The organism is Nocardioides sp. NPDC054178 (assembly GCF_055585005.1).
Genome location: NZ_JBVJKY010000002.1, coordinates 1083512 through 1108682, shown reverse-complemented (window position 1 = coordinate 1108682; position 25171 = coordinate 1083512). Strand labels below are relative to the sequence as shown.

General features: G+C 70.2%; 24 protein-coding genes and 1 tRNA gene. 15 read left to right on the top strand and 10 right to left on the bottom strand.

Annotation, left to right across the window (positions count from 1 at the left end):
* The first annotated feature begins 107 nt into the window (after positions 1–107).
* The 7 genes from ssd to ACZ6WN_RS11960 all read left to right on the top strand — a co-directional run bounded on the left by ssd (position 108) and on the right by ACZ6WN_RS11960 (position 5247).
* Entirely contained in the window at positions 108–1163 is a 1056-nt protein-coding gene (gene ssd / locus ACZ6WN_RS11990) for a septum site-determining protein Ssd (RefSeq protein WP_465864857.1), read from the top strand.
* On the top strand, positions 1160–2326 hold the full coding sequence (locus ACZ6WN_RS11985) for a TadA family conjugal transfer-associated ATPase (protein WP_465864856.1): 1167 nt from the start codon (positions 1160–1162) through the stop codon (positions 2324–2326). Before ssd ends, ACZ6WN_RS11985 begins: the two co-directional genes overlap by 4 nt.
* On the top strand, positions 2323–3096 hold the full coding sequence (locus tag ACZ6WN_RS11980; RefSeq protein ID WP_465864855.1) for a type II secretion system F family protein: 774 nt from the start codon (positions 2323–2325) through the stop codon (positions 3094–3096). The genes ACZ6WN_RS11985 and ACZ6WN_RS11980 overlap by 4 nt, the downstream gene beginning before the upstream one ends.
* Positions 3093–3809: a type II secretion system F family protein gene (locus ACZ6WN_RS11975; protein WP_465864854.1), complete on the top strand. Its 717-nt coding sequence runs from the start codon at positions 3093–3095 to the stop codon at positions 3807–3809. The genes ACZ6WN_RS11980 and ACZ6WN_RS11975 overlap by 4 nt, the downstream gene beginning before the upstream one ends.
* Positions 3810–4315: 506 nt before the next feature.
* Positions 4316–4492 (top strand): DUF4244 domain-containing protein, encoded by a 177-nt coding sequence (locus ACZ6WN_RS11970; RefSeq protein WP_465864853.1) that lies wholly within the window; start codon positions 4316–4318, stop codon positions 4490–4492.
* Between the two features lie 3 nt (positions 4493–4495).
* On the top strand, positions 4496–4879 hold the full coding sequence (locus ACZ6WN_RS11965; RefSeq protein WP_465864852.1) for a TadE family type IV pilus minor pilin: 384 nt from the start codon (positions 4496–4498) through the stop codon (positions 4877–4879).
* Positions 4876–5247, top strand: coding sequence for an Rv3654c family TadE-like protein (locus ACZ6WN_RS11960; protein ID WP_465864851.1), 372 nt, complete (start codon positions 4876–4878; stop codon positions 5245–5247). Before ACZ6WN_RS11965 ends, ACZ6WN_RS11960 begins: the two co-directional genes overlap by 4 nt.
* On the opposite strand, the gene ACZ6WN_RS11955 is transcribed toward ACZ6WN_RS11960, so the two are convergent.
* Positions 5244–5585: a hypothetical protein gene (locus tag ACZ6WN_RS11955; RefSeq protein ID WP_465864850.1), complete on the bottom strand. Its 342-nt coding sequence runs from the start codon at positions 5583–5585 to the stop codon at positions 5244–5246. The two genes, ACZ6WN_RS11960 and ACZ6WN_RS11955, sit on opposite strands and share 4 nt — an antisense overlap.
* A gap of 15 nt (positions 5586–5600) precedes the next feature.
* Positions 5601–7931 carry a DEAD/DEAH box helicase gene (locus ACZ6WN_RS11950; protein ID WP_465864849.1) on the bottom strand — a complete coding sequence of 777 codons (2331 nt, stop codon included), beginning with the start codon at positions 7929–7931 and terminating at the stop codon, positions 5601–5603.
* A gap of 186 nt (positions 7932–8117) precedes the next feature.
* Here ACZ6WN_RS11950 and ACZ6WN_RS11945 point away from each other — a divergent pair, with 186 nt between their 5' ends.
* Positions 8118–8453: an anti-sigma factor antagonist gene (locus ACZ6WN_RS11945; RefSeq protein WP_091044749.1), complete on the top strand. Its 336-nt coding sequence runs from the start codon at positions 8118–8120 to the stop codon at positions 8451–8453.
* 25 nt (positions 8454–8478) lie between these two features.
* On the top strand, positions 8479–9963 hold the full coding sequence (locus ACZ6WN_RS11940) for a DUF7059 domain-containing protein (RefSeq protein WP_465864848.1): 1485 nt from the start codon (positions 8479–8481) through the stop codon (positions 9961–9963).
* Here the strand turns inward: ACZ6WN_RS11940 and ACZ6WN_RS11935 are convergent.
* Positions 9911–10666 carry a hypothetical protein gene (locus ACZ6WN_RS11935; protein ID WP_465864847.1) on the bottom strand — a complete coding sequence of 252 codons (756 nt, stop codon included), beginning with the start codon at positions 10664–10666 and terminating at the stop codon, positions 9911–9913. The two genes, ACZ6WN_RS11940 and ACZ6WN_RS11935, sit on opposite strands and share 53 nt — an antisense overlap.
* Positions 10667–10959: 293 nt before the next feature.
* Here ACZ6WN_RS11935 and topA point away from each other — a divergent pair, with 293 nt between their 5' ends.
* Entirely contained in the window at positions 10960–13653 is a 2694-nt protein-coding gene (gene topA / locus ACZ6WN_RS11930; protein WP_465864846.1) for a type I DNA topoisomerase, read from the top strand.
* Positions 13654–13720: 67 nt separating this feature from the next.
* Here topA and ACZ6WN_RS11925 read toward each other — a convergent pair whose 3' ends face one another.
* The 6 genes from ACZ6WN_RS11925 to ACZ6WN_RS11900 are packed head-to-tail and all read right to left on the bottom strand — an operon-like array spanning position 13721 to position 18384.
* Entirely contained in the window at positions 13721–14746 is a 1026-nt protein-coding gene (locus ACZ6WN_RS11925; RefSeq protein ID WP_465864845.1) for an ion channel, read from the bottom strand.
* Positions 14746–16296 carry a polyamine aminopropyltransferase gene (locus ACZ6WN_RS11920; RefSeq protein WP_465864844.1) on the bottom strand — a complete coding sequence of 517 codons (1551 nt, stop codon included), beginning with the start codon at positions 16294–16296 and terminating at the stop codon, positions 14746–14748. Before ACZ6WN_RS11920 ends, ACZ6WN_RS11925 begins: the two co-directional genes overlap by 1 nt.
* A 17-nt stretch (positions 16297–16313) precedes the next feature.
* Complete coding sequence (locus ACZ6WN_RS11915) at positions 16314–16736, bottom strand: DUF350 domain-containing protein (protein WP_357336095.1); 423 nt, start codon at positions 16734–16736, stop codon at positions 16314–16316.
* Between the two features lie 25 nt (positions 16737–16761).
* Entirely contained in the window at positions 16762–17253 is a 492-nt protein-coding gene (locus ACZ6WN_RS11910; protein ID WP_465864843.1) for a DUF4247 domain-containing protein, read from the bottom strand.
* Entirely contained in the window at positions 17246–17770 is a 525-nt protein-coding gene (locus tag ACZ6WN_RS11905) for a DUF2617 family protein (protein WP_465864842.1), read from the bottom strand. Before ACZ6WN_RS11905 ends, ACZ6WN_RS11910 begins: the two co-directional genes overlap by 8 nt.
* On the bottom strand, positions 17767–18384 hold the full coding sequence (locus ACZ6WN_RS11900) for a DUF4178 domain-containing protein (RefSeq protein ID WP_465864841.1): 618 nt from the start codon (positions 18382–18384) through the stop codon (positions 17767–17769). The genes ACZ6WN_RS11905 and ACZ6WN_RS11900 overlap by 4 nt, the downstream gene beginning before the upstream one ends.
* Positions 18385–18515: 131 nt before the next feature.
* Here ACZ6WN_RS11900 and tmk point away from each other — a divergent pair, with 131 nt between their 5' ends.
* The 4 genes from tmk (at position 18516) to ACZ6WN_RS11880 (ending at position 23222) form a co-directional block, all read left to right on the top strand.
* Entirely contained in the window at positions 18516–19166 is a 651-nt protein-coding gene (gene tmk, locus ACZ6WN_RS11895) for a dTMP kinase (protein ID WP_465864840.1), read from the top strand.
* Complete coding sequence (locus ACZ6WN_RS11890) at positions 19163–20323, top strand: DNA polymerase III subunit delta' (protein ID WP_465864839.1); 1161 nt, start codon at positions 19163–19165, stop codon at positions 20321–20323. Before tmk ends, ACZ6WN_RS11890 begins: the two co-directional genes overlap by 4 nt.
* A complete protein-coding gene (locus ACZ6WN_RS11885) occupies positions 20320–21840 on the top strand; it encodes an alpha/beta hydrolase (protein ID WP_465864838.1) in 1521 nt (506 codons plus the stop codon). Before ACZ6WN_RS11890 ends, ACZ6WN_RS11885 begins: the two co-directional genes overlap by 4 nt.
* Before the next feature lie 344 nt (positions 21841–22184).
* The gene (locus ACZ6WN_RS11880) at positions 22185–23222 is read left to right on the top strand and encodes an excalibur calcium-binding domain-containing protein (protein WP_465864837.1); all 1038 of its coding nucleotides are present in this window, start codon (positions 22185–22187) and stop codon (positions 23220–23222) included.
* Between the two features lie 123 nt (positions 23223–23345).
* Here the strand turns inward: ACZ6WN_RS11880 and ACZ6WN_RS11875 are convergent, their stop codons facing one another.
* On the bottom strand, positions 23346–24272 hold the full coding sequence (locus ACZ6WN_RS11875) for a LysR family transcriptional regulator (RefSeq protein ID WP_465864836.1): 927 nt from the start codon (positions 24270–24272) through the stop codon (positions 23346–23348).
* Between the two features lie 301 nt (positions 24273–24573).
* Here ACZ6WN_RS11875 and ACZ6WN_RS11870 point away from each other — a divergent pair.
* A tRNA-Thr gene (locus tag ACZ6WN_RS11870) sits at positions 24574–24646 on the top strand.
* The last annotated feature ends 525 nt before the right edge of the window (positions 24647–25171 follow it).

The window sequence follows — 25171 nt, the reverse complement described above, 5'->3', positions numbered from 1 at the left end:
CCCTTGGGTGGGCCGATCACTCTCCACAGGGCGGGTTCGGGACCGGGTTATCCACAGGTGCCGGATTTGCGGGTGGAATTGTCCGTGCCTCGGCGGATCCTGCTGCCATGACCTCGGAACCTCTTGTCATCACCTCGGACTCGCTGCTGGCCGCCGAGACGGCCCGTCTGGCCGCGGCCTCGGGCGTCACCGTCGAGGAGTGCACCGACGCCGTCGGCGCCTTGCGCCGATGGCAGAGACCACCCCTGATCCTCGTCGGCGCCGATCTCCTCACGGAGGTGGCGTCGTTGCGCCCGCCTCGTCGGGACGGGGTCTATGTCGTGGGGTGGGGATCGACCGGCGAGCCGCTGCTGCGGGCCGCGCTGGAGATCGGCGCGGAGACGTTGCTGGAGCTGCCCTCGGCCGAGGCCGCCGTCGCCGGGCTGCTCGCCGACATCGGTGACGGTGAAGGCGGTTTAGGTCTGGTCGTGGGCGTGGTGGCTGGGTCAGGTGGTGCGGGCGCGACGACGTACGCCGCGGCCCTGGCCAGCCTGGGCGCCGATCGCGGAACGACGCTGCTGATCGATGCCGACCGGCTCGGCCCCGGAGTCGGGCGGGTGCTCGGGCTCGAGGAGGTGCCCGGGGTGACCTGGGGCGACCTCGGGCAGACCGCCGGGCGACTGGGTGCGCGAGCGTTGCGTGAGGCGGTGCCACACGTCGGGTCGCTCGGCCTGCTGGGTTGGCCGGGTGGCGACGCGGTCCCGCCGACGCCGGAGGTCGTGCGCGAGGTGCTCGCTGCCGCCCGTCGTGGTCACGACCTGGTCGTGGTCGACCTGCCCCGCGAGCCGGACGCCGGGGCGGAGGCGCTGCTGACCGGATGCGACATCGTCCTCGTCGTGGTGCGGGCGAACGTCACCGGCACGGCCTCCGCCGCCCGGCTGGTCTCGCGGCTTCCCGAGCGGGATCGGGTGCGGGTCGTCGTCCGCGGTCGCGCCGTCGAGCCGGAGGCCGTCGGGCGGGCGCTCGGGCTCCCGGTGATCGCGTCGATGTCCGACCAGCGTGGGCTCCCGGAGGCCATCGACCTGGGCCTGGGGCCGATCCGCTCGAAGCGGGCGCCGCTGGCCCGTGCCGCGGCCGAGGTGCTGACGCGCTGCCGGCTCCGGGCGGGGGTGGCGGCGGCATGATCGGCGCCGTCGACATCGCGCCCCAGGTCGTCGACCTCGTCCGCGACCACCTGGCGCGTACGCCGGGAGAGCTCACCCCGCACCGGGTTCAGGAGGCGCTCCGCGCGGAGGGGCGGATCGTCGGTGACGCGACCGTGCTGGCGGTCTTCGAGATGCTGCGCCGCGACGTGGTCGGCGCGGGGCCGCTGGAGCCGCTGCTGCGGTTGCCGGGAGTGACCGACGTCCTCGTCAACGGGCCCGATCAGGTCTTCATCGACCGCGGATCCGGCCTGGAGCCCGCTCCGGTCGCGTTCCCTGACGACGATGCGGTGCGGCGGCTGGCGCAGCGGCTGGCGGCCGGTGCGGGCCGCCGCCTGGACGATGCCTCGCCCTATGTCGATCTGAGGCTGGGCGACGGCAGCCGGTTCCATGCGGTGCTCGCGCCGCTGGCGCGACCCGGCACGGTGATCTCGCTGCGGGTGCCTTCGGCACGGGCGTTCACGCTCTCCGAGCTGGAGGCCTCGGGCATGGTCGTTCCCCGTGTGGCCGAGCTGTTGCGCCGGCTCGTGCTGGCGCGGTCGGCGTTCCTCGTCTCCGGAGGCACCGGCACCGGGAAGACGACGCTGCTGGCGTCGCTGCTGTCCTTGGTGCCGCCGCATGAGCGGCTGGTGCTGGTGGAGGACGCCTCCGAGCTGCGCCCGGACCATCCGCACGTGGTCGGCCTCGAGGCGCGCCCGGCCAACATCGAGGCCGCCGGTGCCGTCGAGCTCCACACGCTGGTCCGCCAGGCCCTCAGGATGCGCCCGGACCGACTGGTCGTGGGGGAGGTGCGTGGCGCCGAGGTCGTCGACCTCCTCGCCGCGTTGAACACCGGCCACGAGGGCGGTTGCGGCACGCTGCACGCCAACTCCGCCGCCGATGTCCCGGCGCGGGTCGAGGCGCTGGCGCTCGCCGCCGGACTCGGCAGGGAGGCGGCGCACAGCCAGTTCGCCTCCGGTGTCGACGTGGTCGTGCACCTGCGGCGACGTGACGGCCGTCGGGTGCTGACCGAGATCGCCGTCCCGGTCCGCGCGGCCGACGGGCTGGTCCGGATGGAGACCGCCTTCTCGGTGGCTGCCGATGGCGACGTGATCCCCGGACCGGCCTCGGATCGGCTCGAAGCGCTGCTGGGAGCCGACCGGTGAGCGGGCTGAGCCTCGGGCTGGTCGCCTGCCTGGCAGGTGGTGCCGCCGCTCTGACGCTCCGCCCCCGAGCCGCGGTCGGATCGCGGTCGCGGGCGTGGCGGGTGCCGCGGTGGACGTTCCTCCTGGTCGCCCTGATCCCCATCGTCTTCCCGGGCAAGGCGGTCGTCGCGGCTGTCTTGCTCGGGATCGCCACCTTCGGTGGCGTCGCCCTGTGGCGGCGGCGCTGCGAGCGGATCGCGGCGGGGCGTACGGCCGAGCGCGTCGTCGAGGCCTGCGAGCAGATGGCCGCCGAGCTCGCGGCCGGTCACCCGCCCGGTCCCGCGCTGACGCAGCTCGCCGTGGAATGGCCGGTGATCGAGCCGGTCGCGGAGGCGCAGCGGATGGGCTCCGACGTCCCCGCCGCGTGGCGGCAGGTCGCCGAGGTTCCCGGGGCGGCATCGCTCCGCGTGGTCGCCGCCGCCTGGCAGATCGCCCACCAGACGGGCAGCGGTCTCGCGGACGCGCTCGACCGGGTGGCGCTCGACCTGCGGGCGGCCGCCGCCACCCAGCGGGTCGTCGACGGCGAGCTCGGCTCGGCCCGCTCGACCGCCCGCCTGATCGCGGGCCTGCCGGTGGCTGCCCTGGCGATGGGCAGCGGCGTCGGCGGCGACCCGCTGGAGTTCCTCTTCGGTTCGCCGGTCGGCTTGGCCTGCCTCGGTCTCGGACTGCTGCTCGGCTGGTCGGGGCTGTGGTGGATCGAGGGCATCGCGCGCGGGGTCGAGGCGAGATGAGCATCTGGGTCGCTGCCGTAGCGCTCGGGCTGGCGGCGGCGCTGCTGCCTGCGCCTGCCTCAGCCTTTCCCGACCGGGTCGCGGCCGTTGCGGAGCGGGGTGATCCTGACGGCTGGATGATGCGCTGGCGGCCGTTGCTGGCGCTGCTCGCCGCCGGTGCCGTCTACTCCTTCGTCGGAGGCACCGCGGGTGCCGTACTCGCCGCTCCGGCGGGTGTCGTCTGCTGGCTGGTCATCGGCCGGGTCGAGCCCGCCGAGATCCGGCGCGAGCGGGAAGCGGCCAAGGCCGAGCTGCCTGCGCTGGTTCGTCTGCTCTCCGCTGCGCTCGCCTCCGGCGCGGCGCCGGCCGAGGCGCTGGTGGCGGTGGCGGCAGCGCTGCCCGGTCCAGCCGCGGCCCGACTCCTGCCGGCGGCTTCTCGACTTCGTCTGGGAGCCGATCCGGAGAAGACGTGGCGCACGCTGGTGGACGACCCTGCGCTGGCGCCGTTGGGCCGTGCCCTGGCCCGGGCTCAGGCGACCGGCGCCCCGGTCGCCGTCACGGTCGAGCGCCTCGCCGACGACCTGACCAGAAACGCCCACGCCGAGGTCGAGGATCGCGCCCGCGCCGTCGGCGTCAAGGCCGCCGTCCCGCTCGGCATCTGCCTCCTCCCCGCCTTCCTGCTGCTGGGCGTCGTCCCCGTAGTCGGCGGCCTCCTCTCCAACCTCGGCATCTGACCCGCTGCTGAGCCCGTCCGTCGAGGCGTCGGTCCGGTTGGGCGAGGCGTCGGTCCGGTTGGGCGAGGCGTCAGCCCGGTCGGGCGAGAGGTCAGCCCGGTCGGGCGAGAGGTCAGCCCCGTCGGGCGAGGCGTCAGTCCCGTCGCCGGGGCGCCAGCCGAGACGTCACTCCGGTCGGTCGAGACGTCAGCCCGTCGGCCGAGGCGTCAGCCGACACGTCACTCCGGTCGGCCGAGACGTCACTCCGGTCGGTCGAGACGTCAGTCCGGTTGGTCGAGGCGTCAGTCCGGTCGGTCGAGGTGGCAGATCGGTGCCCACTCGGCCGACGTACGCGACGCCTCGGCGGGGATGTTTGACCTGATCAACGGACCGTTTGCCATCCACAGGGTGGGTTCGGGACGGGGTTTTCCACAGCCGGTGACATGGCGGTCGCGAATGTCGGTGGAGCGGGTCATTGTCGTCCTCGAACGGCCGTACCGACGGCCATCGACCGGAAGGAAACAACCATGGCCAAGGCACAGCTTCGGAAGAACGAGAAGGGGATCACGACGGCCGAGTACGCCGTCGGCACGGCAGCCGGGGCGGGGCTCGCCGGCCTGCTCTACAAGCTGCTCACCGGTGGGTTCGGCAACGACCTGCTCAACAGGTTGTTCCAGCACGTGCTCGGCCTCCTGGGGATCTGAACCGTGCTCTGCGGGCAGCGGAAGGAGCGAGACGAGCGGGGCGCTGCCACCGCCGAGCTGGTGATGGTGATCCCGCTTCTGGTGGCCGTGACCATCGGCCTGGTGTGGTTGCTGTCGGTGGGAGCAGCGCAGATCCAGGTGGTCGACGCGGCCCGAGAGACCGCCCGGGCTGTCGCCCGAGGGGACGACAGCGGCTCAGCCGCCGCCCGTGGGCGTCGGGTGGGGCCCGCGGGCACGCAGGTGAGCGTCAGCGCCGGCGCCGAGGAGGTGGTCGCCTCGGCTCGCGCCCGAGTGACCGGGCCCGGTGGGATCTTCAGCTGGATGCCGGGCGTGACCGTGCGCGGGGAGGCGGTCGCTGCGACCGAGTCGACCCAGGGGGAGCCGTGAGCACGGTCCGAGCGGGCAAGGACGAGCGTGGGTCGGCAGCCCCGTTCGCGGTCGGCGCGATCGGTCTGCTGCTCCTCCTCGGCGCGGCGCTGGGTGTGGTGGGCGCGGTCTTCGTCGCCCACCGCACCGCCCAGTCCGCAGCGGATCTGGCGGCGTTGGCGGGAGCCGACGCGCTCCAGGTCTCCGAGGATGCCTGTGCGGCAGCGACGACGATCACCGACCGCAACGGCGCCACGTTGGAGTCGTGCCAGATCGCGGGCGAAGACGTCACCGTCACCGTGCGGGTCGAGGGTCCGCGCTGGCTCGGTCAGCCGGGGGATCCGGTCGCCAGGGCAAGGGCCGGTCCCACGGGGCCACGGTCGGACTAGGCGTCCTCGGACTTGGGCTCGGACTTGGACTTGGGCTCGGGCTCAGGGGTGGGCTCGGGCTTCGCCTCGGCATCCTGCAGCGTCTTGGTCAGGGTCCGCAGCTGGCGCTTGTCCTTCATGTACTTCATCTGGTGCTTGCCGCCCCACTTGGTGAGCGAGAGGCCGAAGAGGAGAAGGACGCCAGCGACGAGTCCGATCACGAAGATCGTGGTCGAGCCGACGGGGAGACCGAGCAGGGTCGCGGTCGGGTCGTCGAGATCACCGTTACCGGTGGTGAAGAGACCCAGAACGATGAGGACTGCGGCTACGACGATCAGCACAAGGCCCAAGATCAGCATTCACCCAGGGTAGGCCTATTCGTGCAGCAGCAGCCGCAACAACACGATCGCGCCTTGCTTGTCGAGAGGGTTGTTCTGGTTGCCGCACTTGGGCGACTGCACGCAGGACGGGCAGCCGTCGTCGCACTCGCACGCCTCGATGGTCTCCAGGGTGGCGCCGAGCCACTCCCGGGCGGCACGGAACCCTCGTTCGGAGAACCCGGCGCCGCCGGGATGTCCGTCGTAGACGAAGACGGTGAGCATGCCCGTGTCCGGGTGGGACGCGGTGCTCACACCACCGATGTCCCAGCGGTCACAGGTGGCGATCAGCGGGAGCAGGCCGATCGAGCAGTGCTCGGCGGCGTGGGCGGCACCCGGGATGTCCGCCTTCTCCAGGCCGGCCGCCTCGAGGGCCGAGGCCGGAACGGTCCACCAGACGGCGGAGGTGCGCAGCGTACGTTCGGGGAGGTCGAGGAGCTCCTCGCCCAGAACCTCGCCGCTCGGCTGTCGCCGACGCAGGAAGGAGACGACCTGGTGGGTGACGTCGACGTCGCCGTACGCCAGGCGGCACTCTCCCCAGGAGACCTGCTCCCGCTCGGCGACGATCGAGATCTCGGTGATCTCCCGGGCGGAGGTGGAGTAGCCGGGGTCGTCGCGGGAGATGACCGCGACGTTCTCGTCCAGGTCGAGCTCGTGCACGAGATAGGTCTCGCCACGGTGTACGTAGACGGCGCCGGCGTGCGCGCTCGCGTGTGAGCTCGCCGCGTCGACGGTGCCGACGACCCGGCCGGTCTCGGCCTCGATCAGCTGCACCTGGGACCCACCCGAGGAGCGGATGTCGGCGAGGTCGGCCGCGCGCCGGCGGTCGGTCCAGTACCAGCCACGGGGCCGTTTGCGCAGCAGCCCCGAGGCGACCAGGTTGTCCAGGATCTCCCGGGAACCCGGTCCGAAGAGCGGCAGGTCCACTTCGGTCAGCGGCAGCTCCTGGGCCGCCGCGCACAGGTGGGGGCCGACGACGTACGGGTTCGCGGGGTCGAAGACGGTGGCCTCGACCGGCTGACCGAGAAGCGCGTCCGGATGGGTGACGAGATAGGTGTCCAGCGGGTCGTCGCGGGCGACCAGGATGCCGAGCGCGTCGCCCGCGCCCCGTCCGGCCCGGCCGATCTGCTGCCAGAAGGCGGAGCGCCTGCCCGGGTAGCCGGCCAGCACGACCGCGTCCAGACCGCTGATGTCGATGCCGAGCTCGAGGGCATTCGTCGCCGCCAGCCCCAACAGCTCGCCGGAGCGGAGCGACGCCTCGATCGACCGGCGCTCCTCGGGCAGGTAGCCACCGCGGTAGGACGCCACCCGCCCGGGCAGCGAGGGGTCGACCTCGGCCAGCTCGGCGGCCGCGGTCAGCGCGACCTGCTCGGCACCGACCCGGGAGCGTACGAAAGCCAGGGTGCGGACGTCCGAGGAGACCAGGTCGGCCAGGAGGTCGGCGGTCTCGGCAGAGGCCGCGCGGCGTACGGGGGCGCCGTTCTCGCCGGCGTGCGACGTCAGCGGCGGCTGCCACAGGGCGATCGAGAGCTCCCCGCGTGGTGACGCGTCGGCGGTCACCGGGAGCACCGGAAGGCCGGTGAGCCGCTCGCCAGCGATCGACGGCTCGGCGACGGTGGCCGAGGCGAGGATGAACGTCGGCGACGAGCCGTAGAGCGCACAGATGCGCCGCAGCCGCCGCAGCACGTGCGAGACATGCGCCCCGAAGACGCCGCGGTAGTGATGGCACTCGTCGATGACGACGTAGCGCAGCGAACGGAAGTACGCCGCCCACCGCTGATGACCCGGGAGCAGCGATCGGTGCAACATGTCGGGGTTGGTCAGGATGTACTCGCCGTGGTCGCGGGCCCAGTCCCGCTGCTCCCGGGTGCTGTCACCGTCGTGGGTCACCGCGCGTACGTCGACGCCCAGCTCGCGCAGTCCGGTCAGCTGGTCCTGGGCGAGCGCCTTGGTGGGTGCGAGATAGAGGACGCCGGCACCGCGTTCACCACGTGGACCACGTCCGTCTCGGATCGCGGTCAGCGCGGGCAGCTGATAGGCCAGCGACTTCCCGGAGGCGGTGCCGGTCGAGACGATCACGTGGCTGCCCTCGTGAGCGGCCTCGGCGGCCACCGCCTGATGCTGCCACGGACGCTCGATCCCGCGAGCGGCGAAGGCGGCGACCACATCGGCCGAAGCCCACGTCGGCCAGTCGGCGAAGACGGCCTCTCGTGGCGGAACCTGCTCGAGATGAGCGAGTCGGTCCTCGCGGCCCGGGACGGCAGCGAGGCGGCGTACGAGACGCTGTCCTGAACCTGTCGAAGGCCCACCGGTCGCTGTCGTCAACACCTGAACATTCTCCCAGAATCCTGGTGGCGGCCACGCTCGCGGTCCCGCATCGTAGCCATGACGTTGCGAGTTTCTTACGCGCATCCTGGTGAGCCGTGGTTACATTACGATCGACTCCGGCTATCGGACACCAGGCAGGCCGACCGGAGCTGGTTGTCTCACGTTCCTTGGCAGGAGAACTTCGAAGTGGATCTGACGCTTGCGACTCGCGAGCTCGACTCGGCCACCATCGTGGCCGTGGGCGGCGAGATCGACGTCTATACCGCGCCGAAGCTGAGGGACAAGATCACCGAGCTCGTCGCCCGGGGCCACTACGACATCGTGGTCGACCTCGAAGCTGTGGAGTTCCTCGACTCGACCGGCCTCGGCGTCCTGGTCGGTGGCCTGAAGAAGGTGCGCCAGCACAACGGCATGCTCCGCCTGGTCTGCACCCAGGAGCGGCTGCTCAAGATCTTCCGGATCACCGGTCTCGCCAAGGTCTTCGACATCCACGCCAGCGCCGAGGGCGCAGCAGCGGGCTGACCCGAGCCCACATTAGGCTCCAGGTGTGAGTGACCTCCCGCACCGGCTCCGTGACGCCCTCCAGCAGGCCGACTTCTCCTACGACTCCGTCGCCGAGCTGCTCGGCCCGACCGCGCACAGCGCGCTGAGCCGCAACGAGACGCTCCCGGGCCGGCGGCGCACGCACGGAGGATCGCCGCTGGAGACGCTCATCCGGCTCTTCCTGCTGCAGACGACCGTGCCCCTGGACCACGCCGAGGCAGCTCTGCCCGGGCTCGTCGACCGGCTCGCGGTCGAGGGGATCCTGGAGCAGTCGGTCGGCGAGGTGGCGGCCCGCCTCGACGTACGTCCGTACGCCACCGATGACACCGCCCTCTGGGTCGTCTCCGACCTCACGCCGGGGCTCGACGGCGGCCCGCAACGCGTCGGCCCCGAGCACGTGCTCGGGATCAGCCCTGCCTCCACCTCCCTGGCGCAGCTGACCATCCGCGACCAGGTCGGCACCGCTCTCGACCTCGGCACCGGCTGCGGCGTCCAGGCCCTCCACCTCGCGACCCACAGCGACCGGGTGGTCGCGACCGACGTCAACCAGCGAGCCCTGTGGATCACCACGTTCAACGCCGCCCTCAACGACGTCGCGGACCGGATCGACGTACGCAACGGGTCGTTCTTCGAGCCCGTCGCCGATGAGCGCTTCGACCTGATCGCCACCAACCCGCCGTTCGTGATCAGCCCGGCAACCGGTGAGCGCCTCGTCTACCGTGACTCCGGGCTCCCCGGCGACCGGGTGGTCGAGGACATCGTCAAGGCGGCTCCCGGCATGCTCACCGAGGGCGGCTGGTGTCAGATCCTGGGCAACTGGATCATCTCCGAGGACCAGCCCTGGGACGACCGCCTCGAGGGCTGGCTCGGGGACGACGTCGACGCGTTCGTGGTCCAGCGTGAGGTCCTCGACCCCGCCGCGTACGTCGAGCTGTGGCTCAAGGACTCCGGTCACCACGGCGCGCAGGACTACCTGACCCGCTACGACACCTGGCTGTCCTGGTTCGAGGAGCAGAAGATCGAGGGCGTCGGGTTCGGCTGGATCAACCTGCACCGCCGAGGCGGCGCCCCTGGCAGCCCGAAGCGCGAGCTCCTCGAGTGGCCCTACGACGTCGAGCAGCCGATCGCCCCGGCGCTCAGAGCGTGGGGGGAGGCAGCCCGCGTCGAGGTCACCGAGGACTCCACGCTGGTGCTCGTCGAGGACATCCAGCAGGAGACCCTCGGCCAGCCCGGCGCCGAGGACCCCAGCACCGTCATCCTGCGCCAGCAGCGGGGCCTGCGTCGCGCGCGCCAGGCGGACACCATCGAGGCGGCCTTCGCGGGCGCCTGCGACGGTGACCTGACCGTCGGCCAGATCCTCGACGCGCTCGCGCAGATCCTCGACCGCGACCCCGCGGTCGTGCGCAGCAGCTATCTGCCGATCGCCCAGGAGCTGGTCAGCGAGGGATTCCTCCGTCCCGCGCCAGGCACGCCTGGTCCCGCAGCCTGATCAGGCGGCGGCGCACGCTCGAGACCAGCAGGTCGGGGTAGCCCAGCGGCTCGAGATCGGGAAGGTCGCGCATGCCCCACGGGCGCTGCGTCTGCCACGGCCAGAAGCCACGGAGCGCGGCCGCCAGCTGCTTGCCGTGCGCCGAGGGCATCTTCGTCACGCCCAGCCGCTCCCTGAGCTCGGTCGCGGTCACCAGACCACCCGGTCCGGCGAGCCCGTTGGCACCGAGGACCGTCCACACGATCCCGCCCGCCACCTCGGCAGGCTGCCTGGGCCGGTCGACGACCAGCGGGTCGATCTCCCACAACCGCAGCAGCGCCCGCCGCAACGCGAAGCCGACCTCCTCGACCGGGAAGTCGGCCGCGACCTCGTCGAGCAGCGCGGCCACCGCCTCCAGCTGCGTACGTCCCGCCGCATCCTCCACGACCGGCAGGTCCAGGCCGTCCTCCACCAGCGGCGCGGCCTCCAGCGCGGTGACCGCCTCGTGGCCGCCGCACAGCGCGGCCAGCCAGTCCAGCGCCACCTCGTGGTCGGGTCGTGACGGTGTGTCCGGCTCCGGCCACCGGGGCCGGGTCAGCTCGGCCTCCAGGCGCTCCAGGATCACGTTGGTCCGGGTGAGCAGCTGGGCGCACTCGGAGCAGACCAGATGCTCCGGGGGCGTGGTCAGACCTTCCGTGTAGTCGATGTATTCGGCGTCGATCATCAGCAGAGACCTCTCGATTCGGGATGGGTCTCGCCGTCCTCGAGAGCCACCTTAGGGACGAGCACCGACAGTTTTCGGACAGGACCGGATGAGACACCGATTTCGCGCTCTCGCTCCCGAGCGTGCTAGGTATTGTCATCGCGGCGCCCAAGGCAACACGCCATGTTGTCCGAGAGCTCAGTGCCGCATGAACCGCGGTGACTGGACCCATGCCGGCTGGAGACACGCGCTAACGTGTCTCGCCAGAGCTTGTCAGTGGTGCCAGGCTCTGCTGCAGTGAGATAAGGACGTCAGTGGCACACAAGTTGGTGATCGTCGAGTCCCCGGCGAAGGCTCAGAAGATCGGCGGATACCTCGGACAGGGGTATGTCGTCGAGGCATCCGTCGGGCACATCCGCGACCTTCCGCAGAGCGCGGCAGACACCCCCGCCAAGATCAAGGACAAGCCGTGGGGGCGCTTCGGCGTCGACGTCGACAACGGCTTCACCCCTTACTACGTCGTGCCCAGCGACAAGAAGAAGCAGATCGCCAAGCTCAAGTCGCTCCTCAAGGACGCCGACGAGCTCTACCTCGCCACCGATGAGGACCGCGAGGGTGAGGCGATCGCCTGGCACCTTCTCGACGAGCTGAAGCCGAAGAAGGGCATCCCGGTCAAGCGGATGGTCTTCCACGAGATCACCAAGGCCGCGATCCTGGCCGCCGCCGACAACCCGCGCGAGCTCGACATGGACCTCGTCGAGGCCCAGGAGAGCCGCCGGATCCTCGACCGACTCTACGGCTACGAGATCTCCCCGGTGCTGTGGAAGAAGGTCATGCCCCGCCTGAGCGCCGGGCGTGTCCAGTCGGTCGCCACCAGGCTCGTCGTCGACCGCGAGCGCGAGCGGATCGCCTTCCGCACCGCCTCCTACTGGGACCTCGCCGGCACCTTCGACGCCGGCTCCGACCACGACCCGCGGATGTTCCCGGCCAAGATCACCTCGATCGACGGCAACCGCGTCGCGCGTGGCACCGACTTCGGCCCCGACGGCCTGCTGAAGAGCGACAAGGTCGTCCACCTCGACCGCAACCGCGCCGAGTCCCTCGTGGCAGCCCTCGACAACAAGACCTACGAGGTCCGCAGCGTCGAGTCCAAGCCCTACAAGCGCAGCCCGTACGCCCCCTTCCGCACCACCACGATGCAGCAGGAGGCCAGCCGCAAGCTCGGGATGAGCGCGTCGACCACGATGTCGGTCGCCCAGCGCCTCTACGAGAACGGCTTCATCACCTACATGCGTACCGACTCCACGACCCTGAGCGGAGACGCCGTCAGCGCGGCCCGCGCTCAGGTCAGGGAGCTCTACGGCGCCGAATACCTGCCCGATGCTCCCCGGACGTACGCCTCCAAGGTCAAGAACGCCCAGGAGGCCCACGAGGCGATCCGCCCCGCGGGTGACTCGTTCCGCACCCCGGCGCAGACCGGTCTGACCGGCGACCAGTTCCGCCTCTACGAGCTCATCTGGATGCGCACCGTCGCCTCCCAGATGAAGGACGCGGTCGGCAACTCGGTCGCGATCCGCCTCGGCGCCACGGCGGCCACGGGCGAGGACGTGGTCTTCTCCGCGACCGGCCGCGTGATCACCTTCCACGGCTTCCTGAAGGCGTACGTCGAGGGCACCGACTCCGCCGACCAGACCTCCGACGACCAGCAAACGAGGCTGCCGAACCTCGCCGAGGGCGACCAGGTCAACGCCGCGAGCCTCACCGCGGACGGCCACGAGACCAAGCCGCCTGCGCGTTACACCGAGGCGACCCTGGTCCGTGAGCTCGAGGAGCGCGAGATCGGTCGCCCGTCGACCTACGCGAGCATCATCCAGACCATCATCAACCGCGGCTACGTCTTCAAGAAGGGCACCGCGCTGGTTCCCGCCTGGGTCGCGTTCTCGGTGGTCAGGCTGCTGGAGGAGCACTTCCCGCGCCAGATCGACTACCGGTTCACGGCGAGCATGGAGGAGATCCTCGACGAGATCGCCAAGGGCGACAAGGACATGACCACCGAGCTCGGCGAGTTCTACTTCGGCTCCGAGCGGGTCAAGGGCCTCAAGCCGCTGGTCGACGGTCTCGGCGACATCGACGCCCGCGAGCTCGCGACGTTCCCGGTCGGCGGCCCCGAGTCCGGGGTCAACCTCCGGGTCGGCCGCTACGGTCCCTACATCGAGGGTCCGGGTGACGACGGCACCCCGTTCGCGGTGCGCGCCAACGTCCCCGACGACCTGCCGCCCGACGAGCTCACCCTGGAGAAGGCCAAGGAGCTCTTCGCCAACCCGGCCGGCGAGGAGCTCAACCTCGGCGTCCACCCCGACACCGGGCTCACCGTCGTCGCCAAGAGCGGCCGGTTCGGTCCCTACGTCACCGAGCAGCTCCCCGAAGACGCGAAGAAGAGCGCCAAGCCCCGCACCGCCAGCCTCTTCAAGAGCATGAACCTCCAGACCATCACCCTCGAGGACGCGGTCAAGCTGCTGACCCTTCCCCGGGTCGTCGGCACCGCCGCCGACGGCGAGGAGATCACCGCCCAGAACGGCCGCTACGGGCCCTACCTGAAGAAGGGCACCGACTCCCGCACGCTGAGCTCGGAGGACCAGCTCCTCACGATCACCCTCGAAGAGGCCGAGCAGATCTACGCCCAGCCGAAGCAGCGTGGCCGGGCCGCCGCCAAGCCGCCGCTCAAGGAGCTCGGCCCCGACCCGGTCTCCGGGCAGCCGATGGTCGTCAAGGACGGTCGCTTCGGCCCCTACGTCACCGACGGTGAATACAACGCCACCCTCCGGGCCGCCGACGACCTGGAGACCCTGACCGCCGAGCGAGCCGCCGAGCTGCTCGCCGAGAAGCGCGCCAAGGGCCCGGCGAAGAAGACCACCAAGCGGACGACGAAGAAGACCGCGAAGAAGTCCACGGCGAAGAAGTCGACCGCCAAGAAGACGACCAAGAAGGCCGCGACGAAGAAGTCCTGACCGGGTTGTGAAGCTGAGCGTGGCCTAGAGGTCACTCTCAGCTTCACAACTGGTGGCGTAGGGCCAGTCAGCCGAGCGACCCGACGACCTCGTCGTAGTCCAGCCGGTCGGCCGCGATGTAGAACAGCCGCGCGCCGGGTGCGACGGGCAGGTCCCACGACGGGCTGACCTGGATGCCGTCGTCGGCACGGACGGCGAGCAGAGTGGCACCGTGGGATCGGCCGAGCGCCCCCTGCCAGTCGCCGACGCTCACCGTCGCGGCCGACGGAGGCACGGTGAGCGAGTAGGTGCCCTTGCCACCGGCGGTGGCGAGCTCCTGGTAGACCTCGGCGATCCCGGGGTCGCTGAGCTCTTCGGCGATCAGCTGGGTGTTGTGCCACTGGACACAGTGGACGGTGGTGTCGACGCGGAAGATGGTGCGCTGCACCCGCAGGTCCCGCAGCGCCACGATGGTGTGCACGGACGGAGCGGCGGTGTTGGCCGCGACGGTGAGCGTGACCGCCTCGTTGTCGTCGCGCGCGTCGATCAGCACGCTGTGCGCGCCGGACAGCCCGGTCCGAGCGAGCACGGAGAGGTCGGTGATGTCGCCGCGTACGAAATGCAGGCGGTCCTCCCCGGGTGAGGGGTGCTCGGAGAGCTGGTCCTCACCGGTCGCGAGCACGACCTCGCGGTCGGGCTCGGCGAGCAGCTCTTCCAGGATCCGCTCGGTGCGCCCGGCGGTGTAGCCGAGCAGCACGATGTGGTTGCGTCCGCTGAAGCTGATCTCTCCACGCATGCGGCGTCCTTTGGCGTTCTCGATGATTGCCGAGATCCGGCTGAACAAGATGGCGAGGGTGGTGATGGAGCCGAAGACGACGTACGCCCCGACGAACCGGCCACCGGTGGTCTCCGGGAAGAGGTCGCCGTAGCCGACCGTGGTCGCGGTGACCAGGAACCACCACCAGTAGTTGGTGGGGTGCACGATGTCGCTGCCCGGCTGGGCCAGCGCCATCGCGATCCAGCCGGTGACGAAGACGAAGCCGATGATCGCGAGGGGGAGCACCCAGGCGTAGTGCCGCGAGGTGCGCCGGACCAGGCGGAGCAGGAAGAACATCAGTAGCCCACCCAGCCCTTGCGAGCGTAGTCCAGGATCGCCGGGTCCAGCAGCGTGGTGACCGAGGTCGGCCGCTCGGCACGGTCCGGTGGGAACGACGCGGCCGCCGCGAGCACGGCGTCGCTGGCGTAGCGCAGCCCGCCCGGCACCTCGTCGTCGAGACCGAGCTCGGGGGCGGAGCCCTCGCGGGAGGCGAGGACGTAGCCCCAGTTCCCGAAGGAGGGCACGTCCGCCTGGTAGGGAGTGGTCCGGTAGCCGGCCTCGGTGAGGGTGTGCCGCACCGACCAGAACGCGTCCGGCGCGAAGAACGGGCTGCCCGACTGCACGACCATCCGTCCGGACGGGGCGAGCAGCCGCGCGATCATGCTGTAGTTCTCGACGGAGTAGAGCTTGGCCAGCGCGGTCGAGTCGGGGTCGGGGAAGTCGGCGATGACCACGTCGAACGGCGCTCCTGAGTAGTCGCGCACCCAGGAGAAGGCGTCGTCGGCGACGTACGTCAGGCGGGGGTCCTCCAAGGACCCGGCCGTCAGCGACGAGACCGGCTCGAAGGAGCGCGCCAGCGACACCACCGCCGGGTCGAGATCGACCAGCGTCACCGACGAGACCGACCGATAGCGCAGCACCTCCCGCGCCGCGAGCCCGTCGCCACCACCCAGGATCAGCACCCGCGCGTGCGGTCCGTTCATCGCCGGGTGGACGAGCATCTCGTGGTACCGATACTCGTCCAAGGACGAGAACTGCAGGTCACCGTCGAGGAACAGCCGTACGTCGTCGAACTCCGGTCCCACCGGAGCGCCCCGGGTCACCACGATCTCCTGATAGGGCGAGCGCTCGGAGTGGATGATCGGGTCTCGGTAGAGCGCCTGCCGGGCGTTGAGCTCGAAGGAGTCGGCGGTCACCGCGGTCAGGCCGAGGGCGACCGCGAGCGCGCCACAGATCGCCGTGACCGTCCCGCGCTGACGGCGCGAGCCGGCCAGGGCGACACCGACCGTCCAGGCGGCGAGGACGTTCAGGGCAGCGGTCGCCACCGTCCCCACCAGCAGCCCCAGGGTCGGCAGCAGCACGAACGGGAACGCCAGCCCGCCGATGAGCGCCCCGACGTAGTCGACCGCGTTGATGTCGGCGACCGCGAGCGAGGCCTGCTGGCGCCGCAGCCGCTGCAGCAGCTCCATCAGCAGCGGGATCTCGGCGCCCACCAGGGCGCCGATGAGGAACGTCACCAGCAGCATCATCGGGGTGTAGAGATGCAGCCACGCGAACGCCGCGTAGAGCGCCGGCACCGAGGCACCGCCGACCGCGGCGAGCGCGATCTCCACGCCCACGAACGAGCGCAGCGGCCGCGTGGTGAGCGGCTTGGCGAGCACGGCGCCGATGCCCATCGCGAACATCGACACCGCGATCACCAGCGAGGTCTGCGCGATCGAGTTGCCGAGCAGATAGCTCCCCAGCGTCACCAGCGCGAGCTCGTAGACGAGCCCGCACGCCGCGCAGACGAACACCGCCGCCAGGACGAGCAGCCGGGCCGCTCGTCCCTCCGGCAGCGCGGACAACGAAGGGAGGGTCAGGCTCACGTGATCGAGGCCGCGACGATCACGCCGACGGCCAGCTGCACCGCGACGGTGACCCAGATCGCCGGGTCGTCCTTGTCGTCGGTCATCAGCTCACCGAGCCGGCCCGGGGTGAGCAGGTCGAGGATCACGAACGCGAAGGCGAGCAGGGCGATCCCGATGAGACCGTACGCCGCGGTCTCGGCGAGCCCCTGGAGCGTGTCCTCCTCCGCGGTGTAGATCGAGGTGGCCACGATCGTCGCGATCGCGACGACCGAGGAGCCGAGCAGCAGCGCCGGGTCGCGGCGGTGCTCCACGAAGATCAGCTGCCCCAGCTTCCCGGGCGTGAGCAGGTCGATCACGTAGAAGCCGATCACCAGCAGGACCAGCCCGAGGGCGGCGAAGGCGACGGTGGACAGCAGTCCGCTCACAAGGTCAGTCATCGGTTCATCTCCAGTCTGAGGGTGGTCACTTGCCGAATCCGCTGCCGCCGCCGCGGAAGGAGTCGCCGCTGCTGCCGCCACCGCTGTTGCGGCCGTAGAAGCTGTTCCAGCCCCACAGTCCGATCACCGTGGCGTGGTGGCGGTAGCCACGGTCGTACTCGTAGAGCGTGATCGTCGAGCCCGAGGGCGTACGCGGCTCCACGACGACCAGCCAGTCGTCGTCGTAGCGCAGGTAGTGGCTGGATCCCTCGGCGCGGTTCTCGTCGGCGTCGGTGTCGCGCGCGATCTTGTCGGCGACCGAGCTCACCGTGCCGTCGTCCTCGAAGACGATCCCGGCATCGCTGTCGGGATCGGAGCCGCTGACGTGGTCGAAGTTCTTGCGCAGGTACTTCTCGGGGCTGTTCCCGTCACCCGACACGGCGATGACGATGATGACGACGAGCGCGACGCACGCCGCGACGATCGCCCAGCCGATCAGCTTGCGGTTCGAGCCCCCGGAGCCGGTGGGTTCAGACACGTGTGACCTCCTCGGGCCGGTAGCTGGTGGTGGTGGCGACGATCTCGCCGGTCTGTGGGTAGGTGTGCCAGGTGTGCCAGGTGAGCTGACGGACGCCGGCCCCCTCGCCGGCGCGGTCCAGGGCCAGGGCGGTCACCGCGTGCGGGTCGCCCGGGAAGTGGGCGACGACGGCGTCCGTACGTCCGCGCAGCCGCTCCACGAGCCGCGACGCCTGTGTGGCGAGCTCCTCGGGGCCCACCTCCTCCACCTGCGAGGCGAGGCGGTAGCCGCCCGCCGCATGCGTCTCCGGAAGCGGCTCGGCCTCGGCGATCCCGCACGCGACCGTCTCGTGCAGGAGCGGGAGGTCGTGGCGGCGTACGACGACCTGGTGGCTGGCGCCCAGGACGCTCAGCGTGACCGTGAGGCCGCTGCCGAGGTCGACCGTCCGAGAGGCCAGCGGGGTGCAGGGGATCGGTGCGAGGGTCCAGCGAAGGGTGTCGCCGCGTACGTCCGCGAACGGGACGTCGAGAAGCGTCACGCGTCGTCCAGCGTCGCGGGCCGGTCCGTGGAGGGGTAGACGGTCAGCTCGAACGGCTGCAGCACCTCGCCGAGGGAGGGCTCCCAGTTGCTGCCCCACTTCTCGAAGCCGAGCAGCTTGCCGTCGACCGCCTTGTAGTCGGCGTACTTGGCCGTGCCCGAAGGCGCGGTGCCGGTCGCGCCGGTGGCGGTGAAGGCGGCGGAGCCCTTCTCCTGGAGGCGGTAGGCGACGCCCCCGACGATGATGTCGCGGTCACCGACGGTGCCCTGCTCGATGTCGCCGAGCGGGATCGCGTGCCACAGCGAGACCTCGAAGCTCTCGTCGTCCTCGATCGAGAGCCACTTCTTGCCCTCGGCGTCGTCGAGCATGTGCTCGGTCCAGCGGTAGCCGTGCTCGTCGAAGTCGATCCGCCCGCGGACGAACCAGTTGTGGCCGAGGTATTCGACGACGTCGCCGTTGCGAATCTGGCGCAGCTGGTCGGAGGCGTGCTTGTGCTGGTCGCCGATGAAGTCGTCGGGTTCCCGCTGCGCCGTCGGCTGCTGCCGGCTCTTCCAGAGCAGGTAGCCCGCGACCGCGAGGGCGGCCAGCAGCAGGACGATCAGGACGTAGATCACCGGGGAACTCCTTGGGTCAGCGTGAGGTCGAGCCGAACCTTAACCTGTGGGGTGTCGTTCGGCAGCCGCAATCACCACTGCTGCGGGCGGCGTACTCAAAGGTTGTCGGTCCTACCCCGTAGGTTTGCCTCGTGAGGTTTCCGGGTGTCTATGCAGAGCGCGGGGTCTTCGTCTGTTTCGAGGGCGGCGAGGGGTCGGGCAAGTCGACCCAGTCGCGGCTGCTCCACGAGGCCCTGACCGCCCGCGGCCACCGGGTCCTGCTGACCTTCGAGCCGGGCGACACGGCCGTGGGCAAGGACGTACGCCGCATCGTGCTGTCCCCGGAGACCGGCGACCTCGACGACCGGACCGAGGCGCTCCTGTTCGCCGCCGACAAGGCCGAGCACATCGAGTCGATGGTCCGCCCGGCGCTGGCGCGGGGCGAGGTGGTCGTCACCGACCGGTACGTCGACTCGATGCTGGCCTACCAGGGCGCCGGCCGGGTGCTGGACGCCGCGCAGCTCGAGGAGGTGGCGCGGTGGGCGACCGCCGACCTGCGGCCCCACCTGACCGTCCTGCTCGACCTGGATCCGACGGCCGGGTTCACCCGGTTCGAGGAGCGCGACCGGATGGAGCAGGAGTCGGTCGAGTTCCACCAGCGGGTGCGCTCCGCGTTCGTCGCGCTCGCCGAGCGCAACCCCGACCACTACCTGGTCCTCGACGCCCGCGCCCCGGTCGAGGAGATCCACGCCGCGGTGCTGGCGCGGCTCGAGCCCCTTCTCGCCCAGGCGGTGACGGCATGAACGTCGCGACCACCTCGGTCTGGGACAACCTCGTCGGCCAGCGCCACCTCATCCCCACGCTCCGGACCGCCGCCGGCGGCCACGGCATGACCCAGTCGTGGCTCTTCACCGGCCCGCCGGGCTCGGGCCGCTCCAACGCCGCGATCGCCTTCGCCGCCGCGCTCCAGTGCCCCGACGGCGGCTGCGGTCGGTGCCACGCGTGCCACACCGTGCTCGCCGGCAGCCACGCCGACGTCAACCTGGTGCGCACCGAGAAGCTGACCCTCGGGGTCGACGAGATCCGCGACCTCGTCCGTCAGTCCGCGCTCTCCCCGGCCGGGAGCCGCTGGCAGATCCTGATCATCGAGGATGCCGACCGGCTCACCGAGCAGGCCAACAACGCGCTGCTCAAGGCGGTCGAGGAGCCCGGCGCCCGCACGGTCTGGATGCTCTGCGCGCCGACGGTCGAGGACGTCCTCCCGACCATCCGGTCCCGGTGCCGGCTGGTCACCCTGACCACCCCGACGGCTCCCGACGTGACCGCCTTCCTCCAGCGCACGCTCGGTGTCGACGAAGCGCGCGCGGCCTACGCCGCACGCGCGAGTCAGGGCCACATCGGCCGGGCCAAGGCGCTGGCCCGTGACGACGACACCCGCCGCCGGCGCGAGCAGGTGGTGGCCTATCCGACCCGGTTGAGCACCCTCGCCGACGCGCTCAGGGCCGCCGGTGAGCTCGCTGCGGTCTCCAAGGAGGAGGCCGACGCGGTCACCGCCGACCTCGACGCCCGGGAGAAGGCCGACCTCGACGCGGGCTACGGCGTGGTCGAGCGAGGCCGCCGGCCGCGTGAGTACGGTCCGGCGCTGTCCGCGCTCGAGAAGGACCAGAAGCGCCGGGCCACCCGCCGTCACCGTGACGTGATCGACCGTGGGCTGATGGACCTGGTCTCGGTCTACCGCGACGCGATCACGATGGCCGCGGGCGCTCCGGTGACCCTGGTCAACGAGGAGCACCGTCGCGAGATCGAGCAGCTCGTCGCCGCCTCGACCCCCGAGCTCAACCTGCAGCGGATCGCGGCGGTCTTCGAGGCCCGCGAGCAGCTGCTGGAGTTCAACGTGCAGCCCCAGTTGGTGCTGGAAGCGATGATGGTGGCGCTGTTGCCGCCCGGAGGAGATCAGTGAAACTCAACGCAGTCACCGGCGCCGTCGCGCTGACCGCTCTGACCGTGATCACCGCAGGCTGTGGTGCCGGCGGCGGCACCCCGGACGCCGACCAGGTGAGTCCGAGCGCCGCGGCGACCGCGGCCCCGGCCGAGGAGCTGCAGAGCTTCTACAGCCAGAAGCTGGACTGGAAGGCGTGCAACGGCGCCTTCGAGTGCGCGACCCTCGAGGTGCCGCTCGACTACTCCGATCCCACCGGCCGCACGATCGAGGTCGCCGTCATCAAGGACCCGGCCAACAAGGAGAAGATCGGGTCGCTGGCGATCAACCCGGGTGGCCCGGGCGGCTCCGGCATCGACTACGCCCTCTACAACAACCAGTCCTTCAGCTCCACCGTCCGCGACTCCTACGACATCGTCGGCTTCGACCCGCGCGGTGTCGGGCAGAGCACCCCGGTCGACTGCCTCGACGACGAGAGCCTGGACGCCTACGTCGCGGTCGACCCCGACCCCGACACCCCCGCCGAGGAGAAGGCGTACGTCGACACCGGCGTCGAGATGGCCAACGGCTGCGCCGCCCAGAAGGACGGCATCTCCGCCCACGTCAGCACCGTCGAGGCGGCGCGGGACATGGACGTACTCCGGGCTGCGCTCGGTGAGGACCAGCTCGACTACTTCGGTGCCTCCTACGGCACCCAGCTCGGCTCGACCTACGCCGAGCTCTACCCCGACCGGGTCGGCCGCTTCGTGCTCGACGGCGCGATCGCCCCTGGGCTGAGCGTCCTCGACGCCAACCTCGCCCAGGCGAAGGGGTTCGAGGTCGCGCTCCGTTCCTACGTCGAGAACTGCGTCGACGAAGGCAGCTGCTTCCTCGGTGACTCCGTCGACGCCGGCGTCGAGCGCGTCCAGAAGCTGATGGCCGACATCGACGCCGAGCCGCTGCCGGCCGGCGACCGCGAGCTGACCGCCGGCAACGCCCTCTACGGCCTGATCACCCCGCTCTACGTCGAGTCCTACTGGCCCTACCTCACCGACGCCCTCCAGGCGGCGCTGAAGGGTGACGGGTCCCAGCTGATGAACCTGTCGGACCAGTACGCCGGCCGTGACCCCGACGGCGGCTACATCAACAACACGATGGAAGCCAACTGGGCGATCAACTGCCTCGACGACTCCTCGGGCCTCAGCCCGGAGGAGGTGCGCAAGCAGGTGCCCGCCTTCGAGGAGGCCGCTCCCACCTTCGGTGCCGCCCTGGCCTGGATGCTCAACGGCTGCGCCGCGGAGAAGTTCAAGGCCACCGAGCCCGAGCCCGAGATCGACGCCGAGGGCTCCAACCCGATCGTCGTCATCGGCACCACCCGCGACCCGGCCACCCCCTACGAGTGGGCCGAAGCCCTCGCCAAGGCTCTCGACAACGGCGTACTCGTCTCCCGTGACGGCGACGGCCACACCGGCTACATGCAGGGCAACGGCTGCGTGGACGACGCCATCGACGACTACCTCGTCGAGGGGAAGGTCCCCGACGACGGCCTGGAGTGCTGAAGCCGAGACGTCACTGACGTCGGCCGAGTGGGCACCTGCACGGACCCTCGGCCGACGTAGTTGAACTCTCACATATACCCGATGTGGGGGAGTTAACCGCGGAGCCCGACCCGTGGATCGCTCCGGCTCAGAGGATCACTTCTCGGAAATTTAACTTCGAGAAGAAGGGTCACGAACACGTGATCATCAGCCAGCGAATCCGTTCAACGACGAGAGCTTTCGCTGCCACTGCGGTCGCCTCCCTGGCCGTCGCGGTAGCGCCTGTGATCGGCAGCCAGCCAGCGCACGCTGACACCGCCCCGCTGTCCTACATCGGTGGCTCCGCCACTCTTACCGTCAACGACGTGACGAAGGCCCAGAACTGTGACCTCTACGGGGTCAAGGGCACGAACATCCCGGTGTCCGTGGACGTCTCGTTCGGCGCGAACTACAGCGACGAGTTCACCAACCCGACCGTGAGCTGGGAGGTCGCCGTCTTCGACTCCGACGGAGACGACGTGACCAACTACATCGAGGGTTTCGACTTCCCCGAGGGATCGGCTGACGGCGACCTCTGCTCCCTGCTTCCGGTCGGGAGCTATCGCGCGGTCGCCTACGTCTTCACCTCGGACGCGGAGGGCACCTGGACCGACTCGGCCGAGGTCACCGATGCGTTCACCATCCGGGCCGCCCACAGCTACACCCTCTCGGCCAGCCGGTCGGGCACGACGATCAAGTCGCAGGTGAAGGACAACGGCAAGCCTGTCGTCGGCAAGTCGGTCGCCATCCAGCGGAAGTCCGGCACCACCTGGAAGACGGTGGCGCACCGCACGACCAGCTCCACCGGCTGGGTCTCCGCGGTCGGCACGCGCGGCGCGACGTACCGGTTCACCTATGGCGGCAAGTACAGCGCTGCCGTGTCTGTCCCGAAGATCGCCACCTCCGTCGTGAAGGTGTCCGTGAGCAAGTACGGATCGAAGTCGTATCGCATCGTCGGCAAGCTGACCGCGGGCGGGAAGGTGCTCAAGGGCAAGCGGATCTACCTGCAGAAGAACAGCGGCGGCTGGGGCAACGTGACGTCCTGCGTGACCAACAAGTACGGGAAGTGCGCGGTGATCACGGCCCCGGCGGCCAGCCGCTACTACCGCTGGAAGTTCCGTGGGGACTCCATCCGGAAGGCCGATGTGTCCGCGTCGTTCTACCTGAAGAAGCGCGGCTCGTCCGGCAGCACCAGCTCGACGCTGGACTACACCTACAAGAACGGCGAGAAGGTCTACAACGCCACCTCGGCCAACGACCGCGACTGCGGTGAGATCCCGGCCTACAAGAAGCCCGTGCGGATCAACAACAGCTCGGACCCGTGGCGCCTCGACCGCGACAACGACGGCTACGGCTGCGAGTGACCTGAGCCTTCATCAAGGTATGTAGGTCAAGGCTCACATCCCCCGCGGAGCTCCGCGCGGGATGTGAGCTTTCGGCTGCATACCCTTCGACAGGTTGAGGGCACCACGACCGAGGAACGCCCGCTACCGCCGGTGGACCGGGTCCGCGATGGCCTGGATCCGCTTGGTGGCCAGCTCGATCATCAGCGTGGCGGCGGGGGAGAGGGTGGCGTCGGTGCGGTGGACGATGGCGAAGGTGTCGTACGTCCGGGGTCGCAGTGACACCCAGCCCGCCTTCGGCGCCAGCCGGGGGAGCAGCTGCTCGGCTGCTCCCTTGGCGAGGACGCTGTCGGCGTACCCCATCCCCACCAGCTCGACGGCCGTCTCGATGTCCTCGACCTCGATCCGGCTGGGTGGGTTGCGACCGGTCTCGTGGAGCAGGTTGCGGATGGTGACCCGCGTCGGGTCCTCGGCGCTCCAGCTCGTGTCGGACATGGCCAGGGTGGCCAGCGAGAGCCGGTGCGGGGTGACCGGCGTGGCCAGGTGGGCCGGGTCGGCCGAGATGTAGACGAGCTCATCGCGAGCCACGGGGGTGACCTTCAGCCCCGGACCGGAGACGCTGCCGACCAGCAGCATCGCCGCTTCGAGCCGTCCACGTCGCAGGTCCTCCTGGACCTCGGCGGAGTTCTGCCCGATCAGCTCGACGCGCACGCCCGGGTATCGGTCGAGCACGTCGGCCACCAGCCCGGCCCCGCCGTAGAGCCGCGCGATCCCGAACATCCCGAACCGGATCGTTCCGGTCTCGAACTGTTTCACCGCCTGCACGGCCTTGCGCGCGTCCTCCGCGGCCGCGACCGTACGCTCCGCGTGCGGTCTCAGCTCGTCGGCGACCCCGGTCGGCACCACCCCACGCCCGACCCGCCGGAACAGCTGGACGCCGAGCGTACGCTCCAGGCTCCTGACCTGCTCCGAGATCGACGGCTGCGCATACCCGAGCTCCTCGGCCGCCGCGGTCAGCGAGCCATGCTCGTAGACCGCGAGGAACACGCGGAGCTGGTGCAGCGACAACATAGAGACATCCTATGACTTTCCAAGGAAAGATCGTCTACCTCTATGAATCGCTGGAGGTCATCATTGACTTACCACCACTGCGTCCGCAGTCGGTGGTTGAGGCATGTTCATAGGGGAGTAGAGCAGTAATGAAGCACGGCGTTCGCCGCCTGGGCCGCCTGATCGGCAAGGGTAAGCCCACCCGCACGACCATCGACGAGCACGTCGAGGCGCACCGTTTTAGTGTCGAGCGCGCAGTCTCGGTACACTCATCCGGTCCGCTCAACCAGACCCGCTTCATGCGGTAACGGATGACGGGTACGCCGCCTTAGCTCAGTCGGTAGAGCGTCTCACTCGTAATGAGAAGGTCGTCGGTTCGATTCCGACAGGCGGCTCTGATAGAAACCCGGTTCTGACCAGCCAGAATATGGCTGCGAGGGCCGGGTTTGTTGTTTGTCATTCGCCTTCACCGGCCGCTCGTGGCCCCCGGTGGCCCCCGGACCCTCCTCAGAGCCCGTTCATGACCCTTCTTACGGCCTTTCTTGGGGCGCGGCTTCCGCTCCTCGTTGAGCCGGTCGAGGCCGTACTCATGGGCACCGTTGCCGACGAAGTGGAGGTAGAGATTCGTGGTCGCGATCGGCTCATGGTCCATCCACGCCTGCACGATCCCGGAGTCGACGCGACGCGACAGCCACAGGCAAGCGGCCGTGTGTGGCGAAGCACGATGTCGGTCCCGGGCGATACCATTTCAAAGGAGGCGTCCACACACGTCGCCTTCGATCAAGGAGAAGCCACGTGACAACTACCAGCGGTCAAGATCACCAGATCCTGTCGGGGGTGAATTCGCTCCTTCCGGGGTTCGACTCGATCGCCGTCAGCAGGCCGCTCCTGGACTCGTTCAAGGGCATCGATGCGCTCGC

Excerpts from the sequence above, each read along its gene's own strand:
- ssd (WP_465864857.1), top strand. The coding sequence starts at position 108 with ATGACCTCGGAACCTCTTGTCATCACCTCGGACTCGCTGCTGGCCGCC.
- ACZ6WN_RS11985 (WP_465864856.1), top strand. The coding sequence starts at position 1,160 with ATGATCGGCGCCGTCGACATCGCGCCCCAGGTCGTCGACCTCGTCCGC.
- ACZ6WN_RS11975 (WP_465864854.1), top strand. The coding sequence starts at position 3,093 with ATGAGCATCTGGGTCGCTGCCGTAGCGCTCGGGCTGGCGGCGGCGCTG.
- ACZ6WN_RS11970 (WP_465864853.1), top strand. The coding sequence starts at position 4,316 with ATGGCCAAGGCACAGCTTCGGAAGAACGAGAAGGGGATCACGACGGCC.
- ACZ6WN_RS11955 (WP_465864850.1), bottom strand. The coding sequence starts at position 5,585 with ATGCTGATCTTGGGCCTTGTGCTGATCGTCGTAGCCGCAGTCCTCATC.
- ACZ6WN_RS11935 (WP_465864847.1), bottom strand. The coding sequence starts at position 10,666 with ATGATCGACGCCGAATACATCGACTACACGGAAGGTCTGACCACGCCC.
- ACZ6WN_RS11925 (WP_465864845.1), bottom strand. The coding sequence starts at position 14,746 with ATGTTCTTCCTGCTCCGCCTGGTCCGGCGCACCTCGCGGCACTACGCC.
- ACZ6WN_RS11915 (WP_357336095.1), bottom strand. The coding sequence starts at position 16,736 with ATGACTGACCTTGTGAGCGGACTGCTGTCCACCGTCGCCTTCGCCGCC.
- ACZ6WN_RS11890 (WP_465864839.1), top strand. The coding sequence starts at position 19,163 with ATGAACGTCGCGACCACCTCGGTCTGGGACAACCTCGTCGGCCAGCGC.
- ACZ6WN_RS11875 (WP_465864836.1), bottom strand. The coding sequence starts at position 24,272 with ATGTTGTCGCTGCACCAGCTCCGCGTGTTCCTCGCGGTCTACGAGCAT.